Source organism: Brevibacillus sp. (assembly GCF_003521185.1).
Classification (GTDB): domain Bacteria; phylum Bacillota; class Bacilli; order Brevibacillales; family Brevibacillaceae; genus Brevibacillus; species Brevibacillus parabrevis.
On sequence record NZ_DOTK01000005.1, the window covers coordinates 51,937 to 69,677 of the forward strand.

Genomic DNA, 17,741 nt, shown 5'->3' on the forward strand with positions numbered 1-17,741 from the left:
AGACGCGGATCGCCCTTCCGGAAACAACAACACTCATCAGGGAGCAAACACTTCGGAATAGCGAAATCGGCCCGTCCTTTTGGAAAAAGGCACGAGCCGATTGGCGAGCTATGATGCGGTTGTGTGAATACGGGTTGCGCTTATAATTTGTGCTTGCCCTCCACGAGCATATCGGCAATCAGATTGATTTGCGCTTGGACAGCAATCGGGTCGTACGGCCAAAAATAATCGGTGTCCATCTGGTAGACATGCCCTTTTTTGACGACGTCCAGCGTATTCCAGATCGGACTCTCCGGGTCAAGTCCCGCCTGCTTGCCAGACTCGACAAACAGGTAGTCGCCCGAAAACTCTTTGACCTGCTCCAGCGAAATCGTCATGTTCTCCTTGCCCTCATCGACGAATTTTTGCACCTGTGGCGGCCGTTTCAGTCCGAGGTGCCTGTACATCGCTTCCGCTCCTCGCCACAGACCTTGCCCGTAAACGACCAGCTGCTTTTCAAACCCGCCCATGATCGCCACGGTCGCATTTTCGTCGACGACTCCCTTGATTCTTTGTTTGGCTTTGGCAACGGTGTCGTTGAAGGAGGCAATCCACGCCTCGGCTTCTTTTTCCTTGCCCAAAATCTCGCCAAACGTCCGAATTTGATCGCGTGAGTCTTTGAAGGTCGTATGGACGAAGACGATCGTCGGCGCGATTTTGCTCAACTGCTCATACAGCTTGGGATCATCGCTCAACGTAACGATCAGATCGGGATTGAGCGACAAAATTTTCTCGACGCTGCCGGCGTCAATCGTTCCGATATCCTCGATGCCAGCCGTCTGTGATTTGATGTGCGGCGAATCGATATCCCAAAACGGCGCTCCGACAGGCTTGACGCCAAGCGCCAGGAACGTAGCCAAATATCCTTGGGCGACAATCCGCTTCGGCTCAGCGGGAATTTCGATTTCTCCGTTGACGGTCTGTATTTTTCGGGTGGCTGGCTTGCTCTGTTCGTCAGACGCAGCAGCCGTGTCTTTTTGCCCCTCCGGTTGCGGATTTGTTCCTGCGGTACCGCCGCATGCAGCCAGCAACACCGTCATGACCAGCAGCCACATGGCCAATTTCATCAGCGGCCGGGATACTCGCTCGCTTGTTCTGTTCATCCTGCACAGCTCCTTCTTGCTTCATAATGAGAAAAGATCAAAGCAATAACGATAATCATTATCATTAAAATCCGTACTCATCATAGCAAGCTTTTCCACAGGCCGTCTATTTCATAATGTTGCCGCTTTTTATGGATAAATGTTCACTCCGACTCACCAGCGATCAGGCAATTCGTCTGGATGCGCAGTTGCCGCTCCAATGCCAGGCCGCCGCTGCTCCAAAATTCGTTCAAGGACAGTCGGTACACCCGTCCCTTTCCATGCATGCTCGCCAATACATGCTCTCCCTCGTCACTCTGGTCGTCGCGGGCATCGATCACAAACATATGGTCTGCCATGTAGTCGGGCAGCCTGTCTTCCGTTATCCAAAGATGCTTTCCTCGCACGAGTACATCGCGGCGCACAGTTTCAGGCGGGCGGATGCCAAGAGCTTCGTACAAGTTAAACGCTCCGCGAGCTGTTTTGTCCCAAATGAAGATGCCGTCGCTACGCCATTCATAGACGGCTGCCGTCTCCCCTCTGTCAATCAATGCGCGCAGACTTTGTCTCGCTTCGTCAACTTGTGCCTGATATTTTGTCAGCCATCGCTGTGCTTCCGATTCTCTGCCAATCAGCTTGCCGATCAGCTGCATTTCCGCCAGAGGGTCCAGCTTGGCCCATTCCAGAGTGAGGACAGGCGCGATCTTCTCCAATTGCTTCATCCGGCCAGGCGTATGGTAAAAGTATGTAGGCGCCAAAATGAGATCCGGTTTCAGCTTGCCGAGCTGTTCGTCATCGTACGCTCCCTTTATGATCGGAACATCGCGCAATTCCTCCTGCAACAGGAGCGAGCCGCGCACCAATTCGGCATCTGTGGCTACAGGCGTGACACCGAGCGCCAGCAAGGCCCCTGCGAATTGAAAGGCCGCGATTTTTTTCGGGGCCGGACGACTGCGAAACTCGCCGGGAGACATGCCTGTCAGCTGCTTGAATTTTCGGCTCAAATATTCGCCGTTGCTGTAGCCGACCTCAAGGGCAATCTCGTTGATCGTCATGGTCGACGCCAGCAAGTGCTCTTTTGCCCGGTCAATCCGTACGCGATTCAAATATTCGGAATAGCCCCACCCCAGCTTTTTGGCAAACATCGTGGAAAAATAGCTCGTATGAAACCCGGCCAGACGCGCCAGCTCGGAACGGGTAATCGGGCTTCGGTAGTTCTCGTCGATATACGTGATCGCCCTGTGAATGGAAGGCTCCCAATCCAGCTCAGGTGTCGTCTCATAGTGCAAAACGAGCTGCATCAGCTCTTTGAAAAGGTGGTGGTGCCGCTCCGCTTTTGCCGTATGCCCAGACGGATTCGCCTGCAAACGCACGAGTTCGTTCACGAGCACAGTTGCCCGATACGGCAGTTTGTTGGTGATCCAGCCGCTCGCAGGCAAACCGCTGCGATCATTGCGGTACATAATGGTGTCGTCATCGTGCTGGGCCAACCGATAGCTTTCGAAGCAAATGCGGCAGACAGCCGGAAGTTCCGCCCCGTCCCGGACCAACGTGACCGAGTCGCCCGGACGCAAAAACAGCATCCTCATCGACTCCAGCTGTAGCGTTTTCTTGCCATCGTTCACGCGAATCCGGCCCGTCATGGGAGTGAGGATCGTAGGCGCAAAGCACGTAATCTCGATGGACGGCTGCGTGCTTTCCCACTGCATGATGCCGCCTTCTTTCCAAACGTGAAGGGTTGCTTCCATAAAAGGAATGTCACCTCTTTCGCTGCCAGTTCTTCTTTTCTAGTTATACCACAACTCCCGAGTGGCACAAGACGTACGCCAGCAGGAGCAGCTTGAGGCTCCAACTGTAAAAAGCCAATCTTCCTGTTGAGGAAAGTCGGCTATGTTTCTTCTATAGCCTTGCCGTGTTGCCAAAGCAAAGATTGTCGTGCTAGTATACCAATTATTGGATTGACACTTTTTAGCAATAAACCAGCATCTCGTGCAATCCATACTAACAGTACAAACACGCGAAGGTGAACAAATGCTAAAAGTAAACCGCGATGACGCCCGGCCCATCTGGCAGCAACTTTTGGATCAGGCGATTCATAACATTACAACCGGAAAATGGCCGCCAGGCGAGCTGCTGCTCCCGTCCCGCGAGCTTGCTCCATTGATTGGCGTTTCCCGTTCAACCATACAGATCGTTTACGAGGAGCTGTACAGCCGGGGCTACACGGTAACTTCTCGCCGCGGCGGAACGAGAGTGAGCGAATGGATTTATGCAGCTCGTCCGGCAGAGGAGGCTTCGCCCCCGGAGCTTTTTCCGCCCGAGTTGCCTTTATTAAACGATGCGGTCGGCCAGTTGCACAGTTGGTTCGGCGCTAAAGACAATCCAAAAATAGCGATCGATTTCACTCCCCACGAGCCGTATTTGGATGAGCATTTTCAAAGAAATTGGCGGCAATCCTTTTTGCAGGCTGCCACAGAAACAAGCCTGGACAGTTGGGCTTACGGCGATCCTTATGGATTTTTGCCGCTGCGGGAGCAAATTCAACGCTATTTGTCGCTCGAACGGGGCGTTCATGTGGATAGCGACCAAATCCTGTTAACCTCTGGCGCACAGCACAGTCTCGATTTGATCGCGCAAGCGCTTTTGCAAGAAGGAGAGACGGTTTCGGTAGAAGATCCCGGCTTCCCTGCTGCCTGGATGGCGATGAAGTATCGGCGTATGCAAGTTGTTCCCGTTCCGGTTGACGAGTACGGACTTTGCGTCGACCATGTTCCCCCTGCGTCCAAGCTTGTGTTTGTTACGCCGTCGCACCAGTGTGCGGTTGGCGTCATTTTGTCGGAACCTCGCAGGCAACAATTGTTGCACATGGCTGCCGAGCGGCGGTTCTGGATTGTCGAAGATGATTACGACAGTGAATTTCGCTATCGCGGTGATCCGCTTCCAACTTTGTTCAGTCAACGACCTCAAAACACGCTGTACATGATGAGTTTTTCCAAAATGGTCGCTCCCGGCATTCGCCTGTCGGCCATCGTTGGTCCCAAAGCGGCCATTCGCCAGCTCGCTCGCGTTCAGGAATTAACCTACCGCCATCTTCCGATCATGGAGCAATTGACGCTTGCTCATTTTATCGAACACGGTCATTTCATGCGCCATATGCGGCGAGTTCGCAATGTGTATCGGCGCAGGCACGAGGCTATGACAAAAGCGATTCTCTCGACGGGGCTTGGCGAACAGTTCACACTGAGCGGCGTGGAAACGGGCTTGCACATGCTTCTTGAAGCCGAGCAATCGTTTGCCGAAGAAGCCGCGACGAACCTGGCGCTCGAACAAGGAATCCGGGTTTATCCGCTCAGCAACTATTGTTTGGAAAGCGACCGGAAAGGTTTTGTCCTCGGTTTTGCCAAAGTGGACGAACGAGCCATTGCAGCAGGCATAAAACGTCTAGCGGGGATGCTTTTATGACGCAAGCATCCCCGCCTGTTTTTCCCTAGTCGTCCTGACGCGCATGTTCATTCCAGTAATAACTGTCCGGCAAGTAACGCTGGCCAAACACTTTCGTTCCTACGCGAATGATCGTAGCCCCTTCTTCAATCGCTACCGTGAAATCGCCGGACATTCCCATCGACAGGATGTCCATTTCGACTCGCGGCAGCTTTTTCTCCCTGATCTCTGTCTGAATCCTTTTTAATAGTCGGAAACAGTGGCGGGTCTCGTCGTTTGTCGCATTCAGCTTTCCAATGGTCATTAAGCCTTTTATGTTTAACGTCTCAAACTGCGCCAATTGCTCGACCAGTTCCAGTGCTGCTTCCGGTGGCGCACCAAATTTGCTTTCTTCGTAGGACGTATTGATTTGCACCAGTATGTTCATCGTCTTGTTCTCTTTAAGGAGCTGCTGGTGCAAAGCTTGCCCCAGTTTCAGACGGTCCACAGAATGGATGAGCGTCACATATTTGACGACGTCCTTCACTTTATTCGTCTGCAAATGCCCGATAAAATGCCATTCCACCTGCTTGTACTGCTCCATCAGCGGAAATTTGCCGCGCAGCTCCTGCGCTTTGTTTTCCCCAAACAGCGTTTCCCCCGCTTGCATGGCTAATTGCAATTTTTCCAGCGGGACGGTTTTGGTCGCCAACAACAGCTTCACGTCCTCAAGCTTGCGCCCCGAGGCTTGGCAAGCCGTTTTCATCTGCTGCCGTACGGTTTGCAGATTCTCCGCAACGAGATTTTCCATCTTCCCTGCCTTCTTTCTGATGAAGATTCGGATGAGGCGTTCCCCCACGCCGGGCAGAGTAGCCTCTGTCTCCTACTTTTCCGAGATTGCCGCGATCAAGCGAATGCAAGCCGCCGGATTTTCATACCAGTCACACCGTTAGTCCCGGTTTGAACATTTTTTCTTCTTCCAGCGGATTTTCTTTGGCGGTGATGTGCTGTGGATCAATTCGATACACCTGCACCGGGCCACCGAATACGGCTGAACGGTATTTGTCTACGTGCTGCTTGGGCAACGGCCGTTTATAGTAACCAGGCACGTATTTATGAATCATTTCTTGCAGCATGTGTGTCGCTTCATCCAGATCGGCGACGGGTTCTGCCTTGCCAAAAACGATGACACTCATATACGCTGTGTCCGTCTTGGCTGGCACCGGATCGGTAATCGTTCCGTATTCCTCGCAAACCGTAAAACAGACCTCCGCATTCGCGCTCATCACCTGATTGCGTCTCCCGCCAGTAGCTCCATGGAAGTAAAGCTTCCCATTTGTCCAAACAAAATTGAGCGGAACCACATACGGCAACTGTCCGTCGACCATGCCAAGATGCCCGATTCGCGCTTGCTGCAAAAATGCCTCAATCTTGCTCTTGTCCAACACTTCTCTTACCTTGTAACGCACTCCATCCATTTTCTTCACTCCTCATGAATTGAATTGATGTATGATGTAGGCAAGTTTAGCAAGTATTGGAGTGAAGAGAAACGTCCATATATGCCAAATTTGAGCAATCCATAATACAAGCGAGTCAATCCCTCAGTCAGTCGCGTGAACGCACAAGAAGCGGCTTGACACGATAAAGGCGATTGTCCCCCTCTCTGCCAAGCCGCGGTTACAAACAAAACAGCGGGCACTGCTTGCTTTTCCTTCTATCTGACAATCTGACAGCGTATCGCTAACCGAATGAAACATAACATTTCCTTGCTTCACTGCCGGAATCGTTTTCCATATCCCAACCGAGTCAAGTTGCTTTTCCAGCACGTCTGCTTGGGGCGCAAAATTCGTGTATGCGATGATGTCAGCGTCGTACAAGCATTCCCCAATCACTTCCAGCGAAATCGGCGAATAGTAGCCTTCCGATTTTGGATTCTCTCGGTTGAAAAACTCTTTTTCAACCATGGCCGGAGCTTTCATCCCCAGATCTTCATAGATGATTCCTCGCGTTTTGTCTCATACTGTGCGATAAATTCCTTCGCTTGCTCAGGCATTCCGAATACTTCCCCGAACAAAGTCATCCGCTCTTCCAACGTAGACATTTCATTGACGGTCCCTATCTTTTTTCTCCTTTTATAAGAATAGTCGTTGTAATTGAGAATTATTATCAAATATAATGAGTAGCAACGAGCATTATGGACTTGAGCTTGGAGTTGGAAGGGGCTAGGCGAAACGAATGAAACTGGACGATCATCTGTTGCTATGGAATCAGGCTTCCGTCAAAGTGATGGATATACGGCATAGAAGCATGGAAAGCGGCGAAGAGCTGCTCGCCTATCGGCTGCCAGCCAACGCTTTTTTGTATGCGACCCGCGGAAGCGCGCAAGTAAGGCTCGACGGAGTGCCGTACGATGCGCAGCGGTTTCATCTTTTTCACGGGGGCAAGGGCGTTTGCCTCGATATTGCCGCCAAGCAATCATTCGAATATTACATGATTTTGTACAAGGCATCGGCCTCCCTTCCTAGCCGCAAAGAATTGATGCGGCAAGCGGAGCTGGACGATCCGTTTCGCATGCAGTACGGATTTGCGCCGCAATATCCGGTTTTTTTGCTCGATATCGCCGAGCGAATGGCGAAGGAATGGATCGCAGCTGGTCTTATCGACAAATTGCATGTGAAGTCGTTATTTTATCAATTCGTCTACGAAGTCATGCGACAGCTCGACCAGCAAGGAATCGAGCCGATCAAGCCGGACCCGGTCACCCAGGCGGTGCTGTTCATGAACCAGCATTACGCCCGGCCGATTACGCTCGAATCGCTTGTGGAGATGCTCGACTGCAATCCGCGCCAATTTTTGCGCTGGTTCAAGCGACGCTACGAGACGAGCCCGATCGATTACTTAATCCAGCTTCGCATGACGAAAGCGAAAGAACTGCTGCTTGGGACAGATTGCACGCTTAAAGAAATTGCCGAAAGCGTCGGTTACCCGGACAGCTACTATTTCAGCCGCCAGTTCAAAAAAAACGAGGGCGTTTCGCCGACCGCTTTTAAAGAAAAGGCGCTGAAACAGGAGCAACGTCTAAAAAATCCATCCTTCCTGTCCACATCTCCCATTGTTGCGCGAGAGCTTCAACGGTATAGTGTTCATGTAATTGATAATCGTTATCAACATGAGAGAGAGGGACATTTATCGATGCGTAGAAAGACCAGAACATCTTTAGCCGTTACACTGCTCTTTTGCTTCGCTTTGCTGCTAAGCGCATGCTCCGGAGGTACGACAAATCCGGGTACGGGGGCCAGCGGGACGGCAGGACAACAGCAAAATACAGAGGCGACAGCCCCGGCGTCCCAGACTTCGTCGGATAAAGAAGCGCCCCGCGTCATCAAGCACGCGATGGGCGAAACGACAGTGAACGGCACGCCGAAGAGAGTCGTCATTTTGACAAACGAAGGTACGGAAGCGCTGCTTGCTGTAGGCGTGAAGCCGATCGGCGCCGTCCAATCGTGGGTCGGCTCGCCGTGGTACAACCATATCAAGGACGAGATGCAAGACGTCACGGTCGTCGGCGACGAGTTGCAGCCGAATATCGAGATGATCGCAAGCTTGAAGCCGGATCTCATTATCGGAAACAAAGTCCGGCAGGAGAAAATATACGAGCAGTTGAACCAGATTGCGCCGACCATATTCGCGGCTGACCTGGCTGGCGACTGGCAAATCAATTTCAAGCTGTACATGGAAGCGATCAACAAGAAGGACGAAGGCGAAAAAGCGATGGCGGACTTCAACAAGCGCGTTGCCGACGTGAAGGCGAAGCTGGGCAGCAAAGCGGCAACAAAAGTGTCGGTCGTCCGCTTCTCCGCGTCGCAGGTGCGGATTTACCAGAAGCAGACATTCTCCGGGGTGCTGCTCGATCAACTCGGCATCGCTCGCCCGCCCGCTCAGGACAAAGATTCGTTCATCGAAGTGATGACGAAGGAAACGATCCCGAGCATGGACGGAGACGTCATGTTTTACTTCGTGTCGGAGCAAGCCGGGAAAAACGATGCGGCGAAGGTTGTGGAGGAATGGAAAAACGACCCGCTGTTCAAAAACTTGAACGTTGCCAAAGCGAACAAGGTGATCCAGGTAGACGAGGCGATCTGGAACTCGGCAGGCGGCTACAAGGCGGCGAACTTGCTGCTCGATGAGCTGGCCGCTTATTTCGAAGTGAAGTAACATAAACGCTGGCTGGCGTCGGCTTGAAGCTGACGCCGGTTTTTTTCTTGTTCAGAACACGAAAAGAGGTGAAGGACAATGGGATAGTGATGCAAAGTCGCAGGCGGAAATGGAAATGGATCGGGCTTGCCGTCGGGTGTGCGATCCTTCTGCTCGGGATGCTGGCCAGCGTCCTGTTCGGGCTGCAACAATTCGGCCTTCGCGACATCTGGCTCGCCTATACACAGTTTGACGGCTCCAACGAGCATCTGATCGTGACGACTACGCGTGTTCCCCGGGCGCTGATCGCCGCCGCCGTCGGAGCGAGCTTGGCCGTTGCCGGAGCGATCATGCAGGTGCTGACGAAAAACCCGATAGCCTCGCCTTCTCTGCTCGGGATCAATTCCGGTGCCGTTCTGTTTATCGTTATCGGACTTGCCTTAACCGGATCGTCCCTGCCGATGAGCAGCATGATCTGGATCGCGCTCGGCGGAGCGGCGATAACTTCCTTGTTCGTATATACGCTGAGCATGCAGGGGGGCGGCGGTTTCGAGCCGATCAAGCTGACGCTGGCCGGGGCGGCTGTTGCTGCCTTCGCGTCCTCGGTCACCTCAGGGATTATGCTCATTCACAAGCATTCGCTGGAAACGGCGCTGCTCTGGATGATCGGCTCTGTATCGGGTCGAGAGCTGGGCCATCTGCTGTTCGTCCTGCCGTACTTGTGCGTCGGCTGGCTCCTCGCAATGCTGATCGCAGGCTCCCTCAATGTGCTGGCGCTAGGCGACGACAACGCCAAGTCGCTCGGTCAGCGGCTGACACTGATCCGGGCCGCCTCCGCGCTCGCAGTCGTCCTTCTGGCTGGCAGCTCCGTAGCGGCGGCGGGACCGATCGCCTTCGTCGGACTCATCGTGCCGCATCTGTGCCGATACGCGGTAGGCAGCGATCACCGCTGGCTGCTTCCTTACAGCGCCTTGACCGGAGCGATTTTGCTGGTAGCGGCTGACCTCGCCGCGCGCTTCGTCCTTATGCCGAAAGAAGTCCCGGTCGGCGTGGCGACGGCGCTGATCGGCGTTCCGTTCCTGATCTTCGTGGCGAGAAGGAGGAAGTCATGAAGAGACGTCCGACATGGAAAAATGCGACGATCGTAAGCTCGCTTGCCGTTGCGGCTTTGATCCTCGCCGTCTTCTGTCTGTCGCTCGGCAGTGTATCCATTCCGATTCGGGACGTGGTCCTGTCGCTTGTCGGCATGAACGGCGAAGGAAGCGATCTGATTATTACACAGTTTCGTTTGCCACGCATCGTAGCGGCGCTCCTGATCGGCGCGGCATTGGCTGTTTCCGGCAGCCTGCTGCAAGGAGTGATCCGCAATCCGCTCGCTTCTCCGGACCTGCTCGGCGTTACGGGCGGCGCTTCGGTAGCAGTGGTCGCTTTTATGACCGCCTTTACCAGCTACAGTATTCATTACGTGCCGATCATCGCGATCGCAGGGGCATTCGCCGCTGCTTCGGTCAACTACTCGTTCGCCTGGAAAAAGGGAGTCACTCCGTCCCGGCTCGTGCTAATCGGTATCGGCATCTCGACGGCGATGAGCGCCTTGACGATGTTTTTGCTGCTGAGCGGCCCCGCCTATCTCGCAGCCCAGGTGCTGAACTGGATGACGGGCAGCTTGTACGGGACGAACTGGAGCTATATCAAGGCCATCTGGCCGTGGATCGTCGCTTTGATCCCGCTGTCGCTCTTGTATGCGAAAGAGCTGGACATTCAGGCGCTCGGCGAAGAAACAGCGATCGGTCTCGGCAGCAGACTTCAGATGAGCCGAATGGTCGCGATGCTGCTCAGCGTCGCCCTCGCCGGGGTAGCGGTCGGCATCGCCGGAACGATCTCCTTCATCGGCCTGCTTGCCCCGCATATGGCGAGAAAGCTCGTCGGCAATCGCTACGGAATCGTCATCCCGACGGCAGCGCTCATCGGCGCAATCGTGCTGCTGCTTGCCGATCTGGCGGGACGAATGCTGTTCTTGCCGCTCGATATTCCTGCGGGCGTATTTACCGCCGGAGTGGGCGCTCCGTTTTTCCTGTACCTCCTGTTCAGGCGCAAACGGCCAGGGGCATGATCGGCAGAAGCGAAAAGGAGTCGGAGGCTGGTCCCCCGGCTCCTTTTTCTGTATGGATGGGATTTTTGTTTTGCATGGCCAAATGCTTGTACATGATTTGGAAATAGCAAAAAGGCTCCTGTTCTGCCAGAAACAGCAGAACAAGAACCTTTCATTGATAAAGCGATGCGGTCGAGAGGACTTGAACCTCCACGGTGTTGCCACCACTAGAACCTGAATCTAGCGCGTCTGCCAATTCCGCCACGACCGCGTATGAAAATGGTGGAGGCTGACGGGATCGAACCGCCGACCCTCTGCTTGTAAGGCAGATGCTCTCCCAGCTGAGCTAAGCCTCCACAATACCCCGACTTTCGCCGGGGCCCCAACCAGTTGTTGGGCTTCTAAGTGACCCGTAGGGGATTCGAACCCCTGTATGACAGCGTGAAAGGCTGCTGTGTTAAACCGCTTCACCAACGGGCCAAGATGGCGGATGGAGTGGGATTTGAACCCACGAGACGGGTCGACCCCGCCTACACGATTTCCAATCGTGCTCCTTCGGCCGCTCGGACATCCATCCATCTGTATCACTTGCCGAGCTGTACAGCTCAGGCAAGAATTAATCTATCATATCTAGCAAACGATTACAAGATATATTTTAAAATTTGTGGGAATTGCCTAAAGCAAGTTTCTCCCTCCGCCAATATGCTACCAGTAATCATCTATGTTGCGGAGTGATGACAGGTGGGCAGAAGACGACGGCGGGCAAGACGTATCCCTTGTTTGTACGGAAATTGGTGCGGGCCAGGCTGCTCTGGACCAGGCGCCCCTATCGACGATATCGACCGTTGCTGCAAAAAACATGACTACTGCTACCAGAAGCGCGGCTACTTTTCGTGCAGCTGCGATCAGGAGCTGCTGCGCTGTTTGCAGGACAAGATCGATATGAGCACGGAAAAAGGCAGGATGGCTGCGATGATTTCCGCCTATTTTTCCCGATCGAAGTGTATTCCTGACGACATGAAGTAGCCTTTTTACGAATTGTCATTCTTATCATTCTTTATACAAAAAACGGTAACTACTTGGACATAATTCCGCCATATTTCCCGTGATTTTCCTTGGCTTTTTTTGGTACTCTATTGAATGTCCAAGGAGGTTACACGCCGTGGAAGTACACATATGCACCGACGCCCGTGCTGCACTGTCGCTTAAAAGAGAAGTGATCTGCCATGGGATTTCCTGCTTTTACGTCCGCAAGTTTGAAAATGATCAAGTAGAATTTGTATTCCTAGCGCTCTCGGAGCACCAAAAGAAGCTCTTATGCTATACGCTGCGAAATTACAGCTACGCCCTAACTTATCTAGCCTAATCATAGCCATACAGTCGCGATCATTTTCGTCCCCTGGAAAACAGGGGATTTTTTCATTCCCAAAGCACATGCCCAAGCGGTGAGACGGGAAGAAGCTGCTCTTCCCGCCCCACCCAAGGCAACTTGCTGCCAAAATCCGGCTTCTCGGCTTCCGAACAGCGACGAGTCTGCTTTCGGTTCTTACAGCTTATGCTGTTCGATCTTGCCCAGCCGATGGATATCGTCGGCCGATACGGAGGACAGCGCATCCAAAAACTGAATCTGGAAGCTGCCCGGACCGTCTGCCGCCGATTTTTCCGCTGCTTTTTGCGCAGCCACACCGTATGCGACGAGCGCAGCAGCCCCAGCCGCCAACGTGTTTTCGGCAACAGCGGCAAAAGCCCCCATGACGGAAGTCAACAGGCAGCCTGTTCCCGTCACTTTGGTCAAGATCGGATGGCCGTTGTCGATGGCGTACACCGTACTGCCATCTGAAATGACATCCACCTTGCCCGTGATCGCCACTACCGTCTCCAGCTTCTCGGCAGCTGCTTTGGCGAGCGAAGCGACATCTCCGCCTGCCTCGCCTGCGTCCACGCCTTTAATCTCCCACGATTCCCCGATGACGTTGGCAATCTCCGCCGCATTTCCGCGAACCAGGGCGATATCTAGCTCGCGCACGATTTTTTGTGCCGTTTCGGTTCGATACGGGGTTGCTCCTGCGCCTACCGGATCGAACAAGACCGGAACGTGGTGCTGATTGGCCGATTTGCCCGCAATCAGCATCGCCTTTACTTCCCGCTCGCTCAAGGTGCCCATGTTCAGGACGAGTGATCCCGCGATTTTCGCCATGTCCGCCACTTCTTGCTTCGCATAAGCCATGACGGGAGATGCTCCGAGCGCGAGCAAGCCATTGGCTGTAAAGTTGGTCACGACAACGTTGGTGATGTTGTGCACAAGCGGATTGCGCTCCCGTACTTTTTCAAGCAGTTCACTGATCGCTTCAAGCTTCACGTTCGCCTTCCCTCTCTTTCTTATCTACAGAGCGGGGAACCATCTTGAACACTTCCACGATTTTCCCCAGCTCCGGATGATCCTGTCTTACTCCTATGATGATATAGGAATGATGCAAGACAGGCAATTCAGGCGAGCTGGCAACCACCTTCCAGAGCGTGTCCGTATCGTCCCGCACCTTTGCCAAAAAAGAAATGCGCCCCGCCCGCTGCTGCAAAATTTCAAAGTCCTCCAGCGTACCGCAAATCTTCAAACGTTCATCCGGATGCGCGATCCGGTTTTCCTCTACCCATTTTTCCTTCAATTCCTCGACTTTGAGCGATTTCCACCGATCAAGAAACTCCCAATCTTTGGAATGCGGGAAAATATGCTTCGTCTCTTCCAGGAAGGTGTTGTATTCTCCATGCAACTGATCGACGTATTCGTCCACATCTTCCGAGATGACGCGGATGGAATCCTCCCCGCAAGTGCGGATGTGATGGGCCAGAAACTTGAAGGACTCGATCATGTCAAAGTTCCCCCACCCCCAAGGCTGTTCGCCGAAAACTCCCCCCCGGGTTCGGCACTTTTGGCAGGTGAAGTAATAGTATGTAGCCATATTTGTTCCCCTATCTCCCCTATAATGTCTCCTTTTTGATATCGGTTGCACAAGCCATGCAATTTATGTTACATTCGAACCTATTTTGGAAAAATCAAAAGATGGCCCCCGCGCGACACCGGGAACCACCTCTTCTACACTCCTTTGATTGCGATCAGCGGCTTGCATTTGGCTACGACAGACGCCAATTTTGCCCCGACGACGGAATCGATAATTTGATCCACGTCTTTGTAAGCTTGCGGGCATTCATCCAAAATCGCTGCGAGCGAGCGGTGATTGACCATGATTTCGTCATCCTCGCCTACCCGCAAGGCGCGCTCGAACTGATCAATCGTCACGATTTCTTTCGTAGCCTTGCGGGAGCGCACGCGTCCTGCGCCATGGCAGATCGAGTAAAAGTTTTTCGCTCCGCTGTCTGCCCCTACCATAATGTAGGAAGATGTTCCCATCGAGCCTGGGATCAGCGCCGGATGCCCGGTCTTTTTGTACGCCTTCGGATTTTGGAAGTGGCCTGCCGGAAGCGCCTTGGTCGCCCCTTTGCGGTGGATCAGCATCGGCGTGTTGCGGTGATACTCCTGAAGGGCGTAGTTGTGCATCAAATCATACAGCACCGGGGTCGAAAAATCTTTTCCCAGCACATCCTGAAAAGCCCGTTCCACGGAGTAGCCGATCAGATGGCGGTTCGTAACGGCGTAGTTCAACGCCGAGTACATCAGGTTCAAGTATCTTTGCCCTTCCGCCGTCTCGATTGGCGCGTAAACCAGATTCGGCTCCGGGTTCTCGATCCCCCATTTGAACATCGCTTCCTTGAAGCTTTTCGTGTAATCTCTTCCCAGCGTCGCTCCCCAGGCGCGGGAGCCGGAGTGGATCATGATCACGACTTGCCCGTCGAACAAGCCCCATTCTGTGGCGATCTCCCGGTTTTCTTCCGCGATTTCGATCGCCTGGATTTCAATGAAGTGATTTCCTCCCCCCAATGTTCCGAGCTGACCCCACGCCCGCTGCCACGACTTGGCCGGAATGTGTGCCAACGCCGCATGATCGAAGGCAAATGTATGCTTTTCCACGTGTGTAAGCGATCGGCTCACTTCTCCCGGCTCGCCTGTCGGCTTCGCCAAATAAGCAGCCGGCAGTCCGTTCAGTCCATGCTTTACGACTTCCTCGATCGAAATGTCTGTAAAGTCCGTTTGTCCGCGCTCAGCGGTCGGCACGTACGCTTCTATCGCCTCGATCAGCTTCCGCTTCAAATTTTTGTCCTGCAAGTCGTCCCGGTGCAGCGGCGTCATATGCACACGCATGCCGCAGCCGATATCCGAACCGACAATCGACGGTGACACAAATCCGTCGTGCATATTCCAGACCGCAGTCGTCCCAATGCATGTTCCAATTCCGACATGGGCATCCGGCGTGTAAGAAAAATACACATTGCGCGGGATGCGCAGATTGTGCTCTGCCATCTCGTATACGCGTTCCCCAAAGCTGGCAAACACTTCATCGTTGGCAAACACATGCACGGAGCCAGAGCCGAGCTGAACCTCCCGATGGTGCTGTCCGTGGTTTATCGTCTTCATAATCGTGTTCTCCTCTCTTCCTTCCAGCGGGCAAGCTTTGCGTGCCCTTCCTTCTCTCTGTCGTTATCTTCGCTCATTTTTGCATGGATGAACATGGCAAAAGTATTACGACTTGACTTTGGCTCTTGCTCTTTCGTAATATGAGGACTAATTTGGAAAAAATGGCACGGATAAGGATGAATGTAAATGGCTAGAGAAGGCTTTGACAAAGAAATGCAGCTGCTCAGGCTGATGTTTTTGACCGCAGGCGCCTACAATCGGCAACAGTTGGCGCAAAGACTGGGCATCTCCGTACACACGCTGGATAAAACGGTGAAAAAGCTCAAGGAAATCCAGTCCACGATCTACCAGTACGTGACGGATGAGGAGAAGAAAGGTTACTACACACAGTTGCGCTACAACCACTTCGCTGTCACCGACAATTTCCTGATGTTTCTCTATCACGCCAAATCGTTGAAAGAGTCGGAAGTGGAGCGGCTTTCCCGCCTCTTGGAGCAACTCAGCCAACAGCCGTGCTCTACAAAAGAGCTGCTGGATTGTTTTCTCTCCACGCCAACTGGCGAAGTTCCGGATGAAAAAACATTGCGGCAAGATTTGAAATACTTGGAAGAACTCGGCGTCATCCAAAAAAGCGGGGAAGCCCGTCCGTTCGTCTATTCCTTCGCGCAAGACCTGTGGAACTGCCTGACAGAAGACGAGCTATTGGACTTGCACGACTTCATCGACATCATGGCAAACACGCAACTGCCTGCTGTGCCCGGCTACTTTTTGCGCCACAAGACACAACGCTTCCTGGACAGACGCCTGCAACGCGAGGATTGGCAAGCCTTTTTGTTCAAATATCACTTCGTTTCCCGCATTCTTGACGAGCAGCAGGCGCTGATTCTCGCCGCTGCGATCACCAAGCAGCAAATGGTTGAATTTTGCTATTTCACGCCCAAGCGCAGCAAATTTTACGATTCGCAAAATACGAATCCGGCCTTCCAGCGCGATTCGTCAGGAAAGCCGCAAAACGTGTACCCGTTGCGGGTCATTTTTGACCATCAGTACGGGCGCTGGTATTTGCTCGCGCAGGAAAGCGAAAATGGCCCGCTGAAAAAATACCGCGTGGAAGGAATGACCCAGCTCGCTCTCGGCAAACAAGCCCATCCTGACGCTTTTGCCCGCATGCGGGAGCGCGTAGACAAGCAAATCCAGACGAGTTGGCTCATCGACACAGGAGATCCCGTGACGATCAGGCTGCGCTTCTTCCACCCCAAGCACACGCCGCATTCTTTCATCAAGGAAAGAGTCGAGGCGCAAGGTCAGTGGGGCAGCATCACGGAAGAAACCAGGGACAACTTCGTGTACGAGATCACAGTCAACGGCACGCAGGAGATCACGCCCTGGATTCGCAGCTTCGGTTCCAGTTGCGAAGTGCTTGCACCAGCTTTTTTGCGCAGGCAGTTTCAAAAAGAATGGGAGGAGCTGCTCGCTTACTATGAATCTGTTTGATAAAATACACAACTACCAGCTTGTTGCGCGGCTGGACGAAGCGGGCCTGTATCCGGTGACGTCGCACGAGAAAGCGTGGCTTGCCATGATGCTTGCCCACCCGGCCGCCGCCCACTTTTTTGCAGCCGATACTTTGCAAAAGCTCCAGCAACTGACCGCCACGCACGAACGATCGGCCGATCAAGCATCGTTTGTGGAAAAAGCGGGCGCGTCCACCAAGCAAGTCTGGCATCCGCTCATCCGCAAGCTGCGCCGCATCATTCTCGGCAAAAATCACATTTTGGTTCATAGCGCTACCCGAAAAGGCCCGGCTTTCCGCAAGCAGCGCGGCGTCCCGTACAAGCTGGAGTATTCCCTGGTCAAAAAAGACTGGTATCTGATCTGGTTGACAGTCGATTCCAATCAACTGCTTACCACGCCACTCTCGCTCATCCAGTCCATCAAGGAAATCTACATCGAGGACGAGTGGTACGACAGCTTTTTGCCTGTCATTGCCGGAAAACTGGCGGCGCGCAAAAAATCGGCGAAAATCTTGGTCGTGCGCCGCTACAATAACGAGCTGCAACGCATCTTGTACGCCTTTTCCTGCTTTGACAAAGACGTCGCCTACGACCCGGACACACATGAATACACGATCACCTTGCGCTTTTTGCAGGACGAGCAAGAATTTATTTTGTCCCGGCTGCGCTTTCTCGGCTTGCGGGTCAAAGTGGTCGAGAACGATCAGCTGAAAAAGCGCATGGCTGAGTCAGCCGCGAACGCTTTGGCGCGATACGTTCCTCCCCTCCACTAATTTCCTAAGCAAAATCAGGAAAAAATGCCCTACTGGCAGGCTGCTTTTCCCTTTATCATTGTCCAAAGAGCAACTGACAATCGATGACCAGAGGTAGAC

Annotated in this window: 16 protein-coding genes and 4 tRNA genes; 7 read left to right on the forward strand and 13 right to left on the reverse strand. The window is 53.3% G+C overall.

Annotated features, from left to right (window positions below; translation table 11 throughout):
- Positions 1 to 140: 140 nt before the first annotated feature.
- Entirely contained in the window at positions 141 to 1,142 is a 1,002-nt protein-coding gene (locus DEP07_RS00970) for an ABC transporter substrate-binding protein (protein WP_242775170.1), read from the reverse strand.
- 143 nt (positions 1,143 to 1,285) lie between these two features.
- Positions 1,286 to 2,869 carry an AraC family transcriptional regulator gene (locus tag DEP07_RS00975; protein WP_287101978.1) on the reverse strand — a complete coding sequence of 528 codons (1,584 nt, stop codon included), beginning with the start codon at positions 2,867 to 2,869 and terminating at the stop codon, positions 1,286 to 1,288.
- Positions 2,870 to 3,152: 283 nt separating this feature from the next.
- Here DEP07_RS00975 and pdxR point away from each other — a divergent pair, with 283 nt between their 5' ends.
- Entirely contained in the window at positions 3,153 to 4,583 is a 1,431-nt protein-coding gene (gene pdxR / locus DEP07_RS00980; RefSeq protein ID WP_287101979.1) for a MocR-like pyridoxine biosynthesis transcription factor PdxR, read from the forward strand.
- Between the two features lie 25 nt (positions 4,584 to 4,608).
- On the opposite strand, the gene DEP07_RS00985 is transcribed toward pdxR, so the two are convergent.
- The 4 genes from DEP07_RS00985 to DEP07_RS01000 form a co-directional block, all read right to left on the reverse strand.
- A complete protein-coding gene (locus DEP07_RS00985) occupies positions 4,609 to 5,352 on the reverse strand; it encodes a YggS family pyridoxal phosphate-dependent enzyme (RefSeq protein ID WP_122965465.1) in 744 nt (247 codons plus the stop codon).
- Positions 5,353 to 5,482: 130 nt separating this feature from the next.
- Positions 5,483 to 6,019: a pyridoxamine 5'-phosphate oxidase family protein gene (locus DEP07_RS00990; protein ID WP_274874092.1), complete on the reverse strand. Its 537-nt coding sequence runs from the start codon at positions 6,017 to 6,019 to the stop codon at positions 5,483 to 5,485.
- Between the two features lie 123 nt (positions 6,020 to 6,142).
- Entirely contained in the window at positions 6,143 to 6,505 is a 363-nt protein-coding gene (locus tag DEP07_RS00995; protein WP_274874093.1) for a hypothetical protein, read from the reverse strand.
- A gap of 11 nt (positions 6,506 to 6,516) precedes the next feature.
- Complete coding sequence (locus DEP07_RS01000) at positions 6,517 to 6,642, reverse strand: hypothetical protein (protein ID WP_255679100.1); 126 nt, start codon at positions 6,640 to 6,642, stop codon at positions 6,517 to 6,519.
- A gap of 134 nt (positions 6,643 to 6,776) precedes the next feature.
- Between DEP07_RS01000 and DEP07_RS01005 the strand changes: the two genes are divergently transcribed.
- From DEP07_RS01005 to DEP07_RS01015, 3 genes are all read left to right on the forward strand, one after another.
- Entirely contained in the window at positions 6,777 to 8,756 is a 1,980-nt protein-coding gene (locus tag DEP07_RS01005) for an AraC family transcriptional regulator (protein ID WP_173596995.1), read from the forward strand.
- An 89-nt stretch (positions 8,757 to 8,845) separates the two neighbouring features.
- The gene (locus DEP07_RS01010) at positions 8,846 to 9,847 is read left to right on the forward strand and encodes a FecCD family ABC transporter permease (RefSeq protein WP_173597064.1); all 1,002 of its coding nucleotides are present in this window, start codon (positions 8,846 to 8,848) and stop codon (positions 9,845 to 9,847) included.
- Entirely contained in the window at positions 9,844 to 10,848 is a 1,005-nt protein-coding gene (locus DEP07_RS01015) for a FecCD family ABC transporter permease (RefSeq protein ID WP_173599308.1), read from the forward strand. The genes DEP07_RS01010 and DEP07_RS01015 overlap by 4 nt, the downstream gene beginning before the upstream one ends.
- Positions 10,849 to 11,014: 166 nt before the next feature.
- On the opposite strand, the gene DEP07_RS01020 is transcribed toward DEP07_RS01015, so the two are convergent.
- The 4 genes from DEP07_RS01020 to DEP07_RS01035 all read right to left on the reverse strand — a co-directional run bounded on the left by DEP07_RS01020 (position 11,015) and on the right by DEP07_RS01035 (position 11,404).
- Positions 11,015 to 11,098, reverse strand: a tRNA-Leu gene (locus DEP07_RS01020).
- Positions 11,099 to 11,107: 9 nt separating this feature from the next.
- Positions 11,108 to 11,183 (reverse strand) — tRNA-Val (locus tag DEP07_RS01025).
- A 50-nt stretch (positions 11,184 to 11,233) separates the two neighbouring features.
- Positions 11,234 to 11,307: transfer RNA gene (locus tag DEP07_RS01030), tRNA-Glu, on the reverse strand.
- A 4-nt stretch (positions 11,308 to 11,311) separates the two neighbouring features.
- Positions 11,312 to 11,404 (reverse strand) — tRNA-Ser (locus tag DEP07_RS01035).
- 164 nt (positions 11,405 to 11,568) lie between these two features.
- Here DEP07_RS01035 and DEP07_RS01040 point away from each other — a divergent pair.
- Positions 11,569 to 11,853, forward strand: a complete 285-nt coding sequence (locus DEP07_RS01040; protein ID WP_063229741.1) for a phospholipase A2 family protein — start codon at positions 11,569 to 11,571, stop codon at positions 11,851 to 11,853.
- A gap of 520 nt (positions 11,854 to 12,373) precedes the next feature.
- Here the strand turns inward: DEP07_RS01040 and thiM are convergent.
- The 3 genes from thiM to DEP07_RS01055 all read right to left on the reverse strand — a co-directional run bounded on the left by thiM (position 12,374) and on the right by DEP07_RS01055 (position 15,355).
- Positions 12,374 to 13,186: a hydroxyethylthiazole kinase gene (thiM, locus tag DEP07_RS01045; RefSeq protein WP_122964916.1), complete on the reverse strand. Its 813-nt coding sequence runs from the start codon at positions 13,184 to 13,186 to the stop codon at positions 12,374 to 12,376.
- Complete coding sequence (locus tag DEP07_RS01050) at positions 13,176 to 13,694, reverse strand: hypothetical protein (RefSeq protein ID WP_254223446.1); 519 nt, start codon at positions 13,692 to 13,694, stop codon at positions 13,176 to 13,178. Before DEP07_RS01050 ends, thiM begins: the two co-directional genes overlap by 11 nt.
- 224 nt (positions 13,695 to 13,918) lie before the next feature.
- Positions 13,919 to 15,355 (reverse strand): RtcB family protein, encoded by a 1,437-nt coding sequence (locus tag DEP07_RS01055; RefSeq protein WP_173596993.1) that lies wholly within the window; start codon positions 15,353 to 15,355, stop codon positions 13,919 to 13,921.
- A gap of 186 nt (positions 15,356 to 15,541) precedes the next feature.
- Here DEP07_RS01055 and DEP07_RS01060 point away from each other — a divergent pair, with 186 nt between their 5' ends.
- Positions 15,542 to 16,849, forward strand: a complete 1,308-nt coding sequence (locus tag DEP07_RS01060; RefSeq protein WP_122964913.1) for a helix-turn-helix transcriptional regulator — start codon at positions 15,542 to 15,544, stop codon at positions 16,847 to 16,849.
- Entirely contained in the window at positions 16,836 to 17,642 is an 807-nt protein-coding gene (locus DEP07_RS01065) for a WYL domain-containing protein (RefSeq protein WP_122964912.1), read from the forward strand. Before DEP07_RS01060 ends, DEP07_RS01065 begins: the two co-directional genes overlap by 14 nt.
- The last annotated feature ends 99 nt before the right edge of the window (positions 17,643 to 17,741 follow it).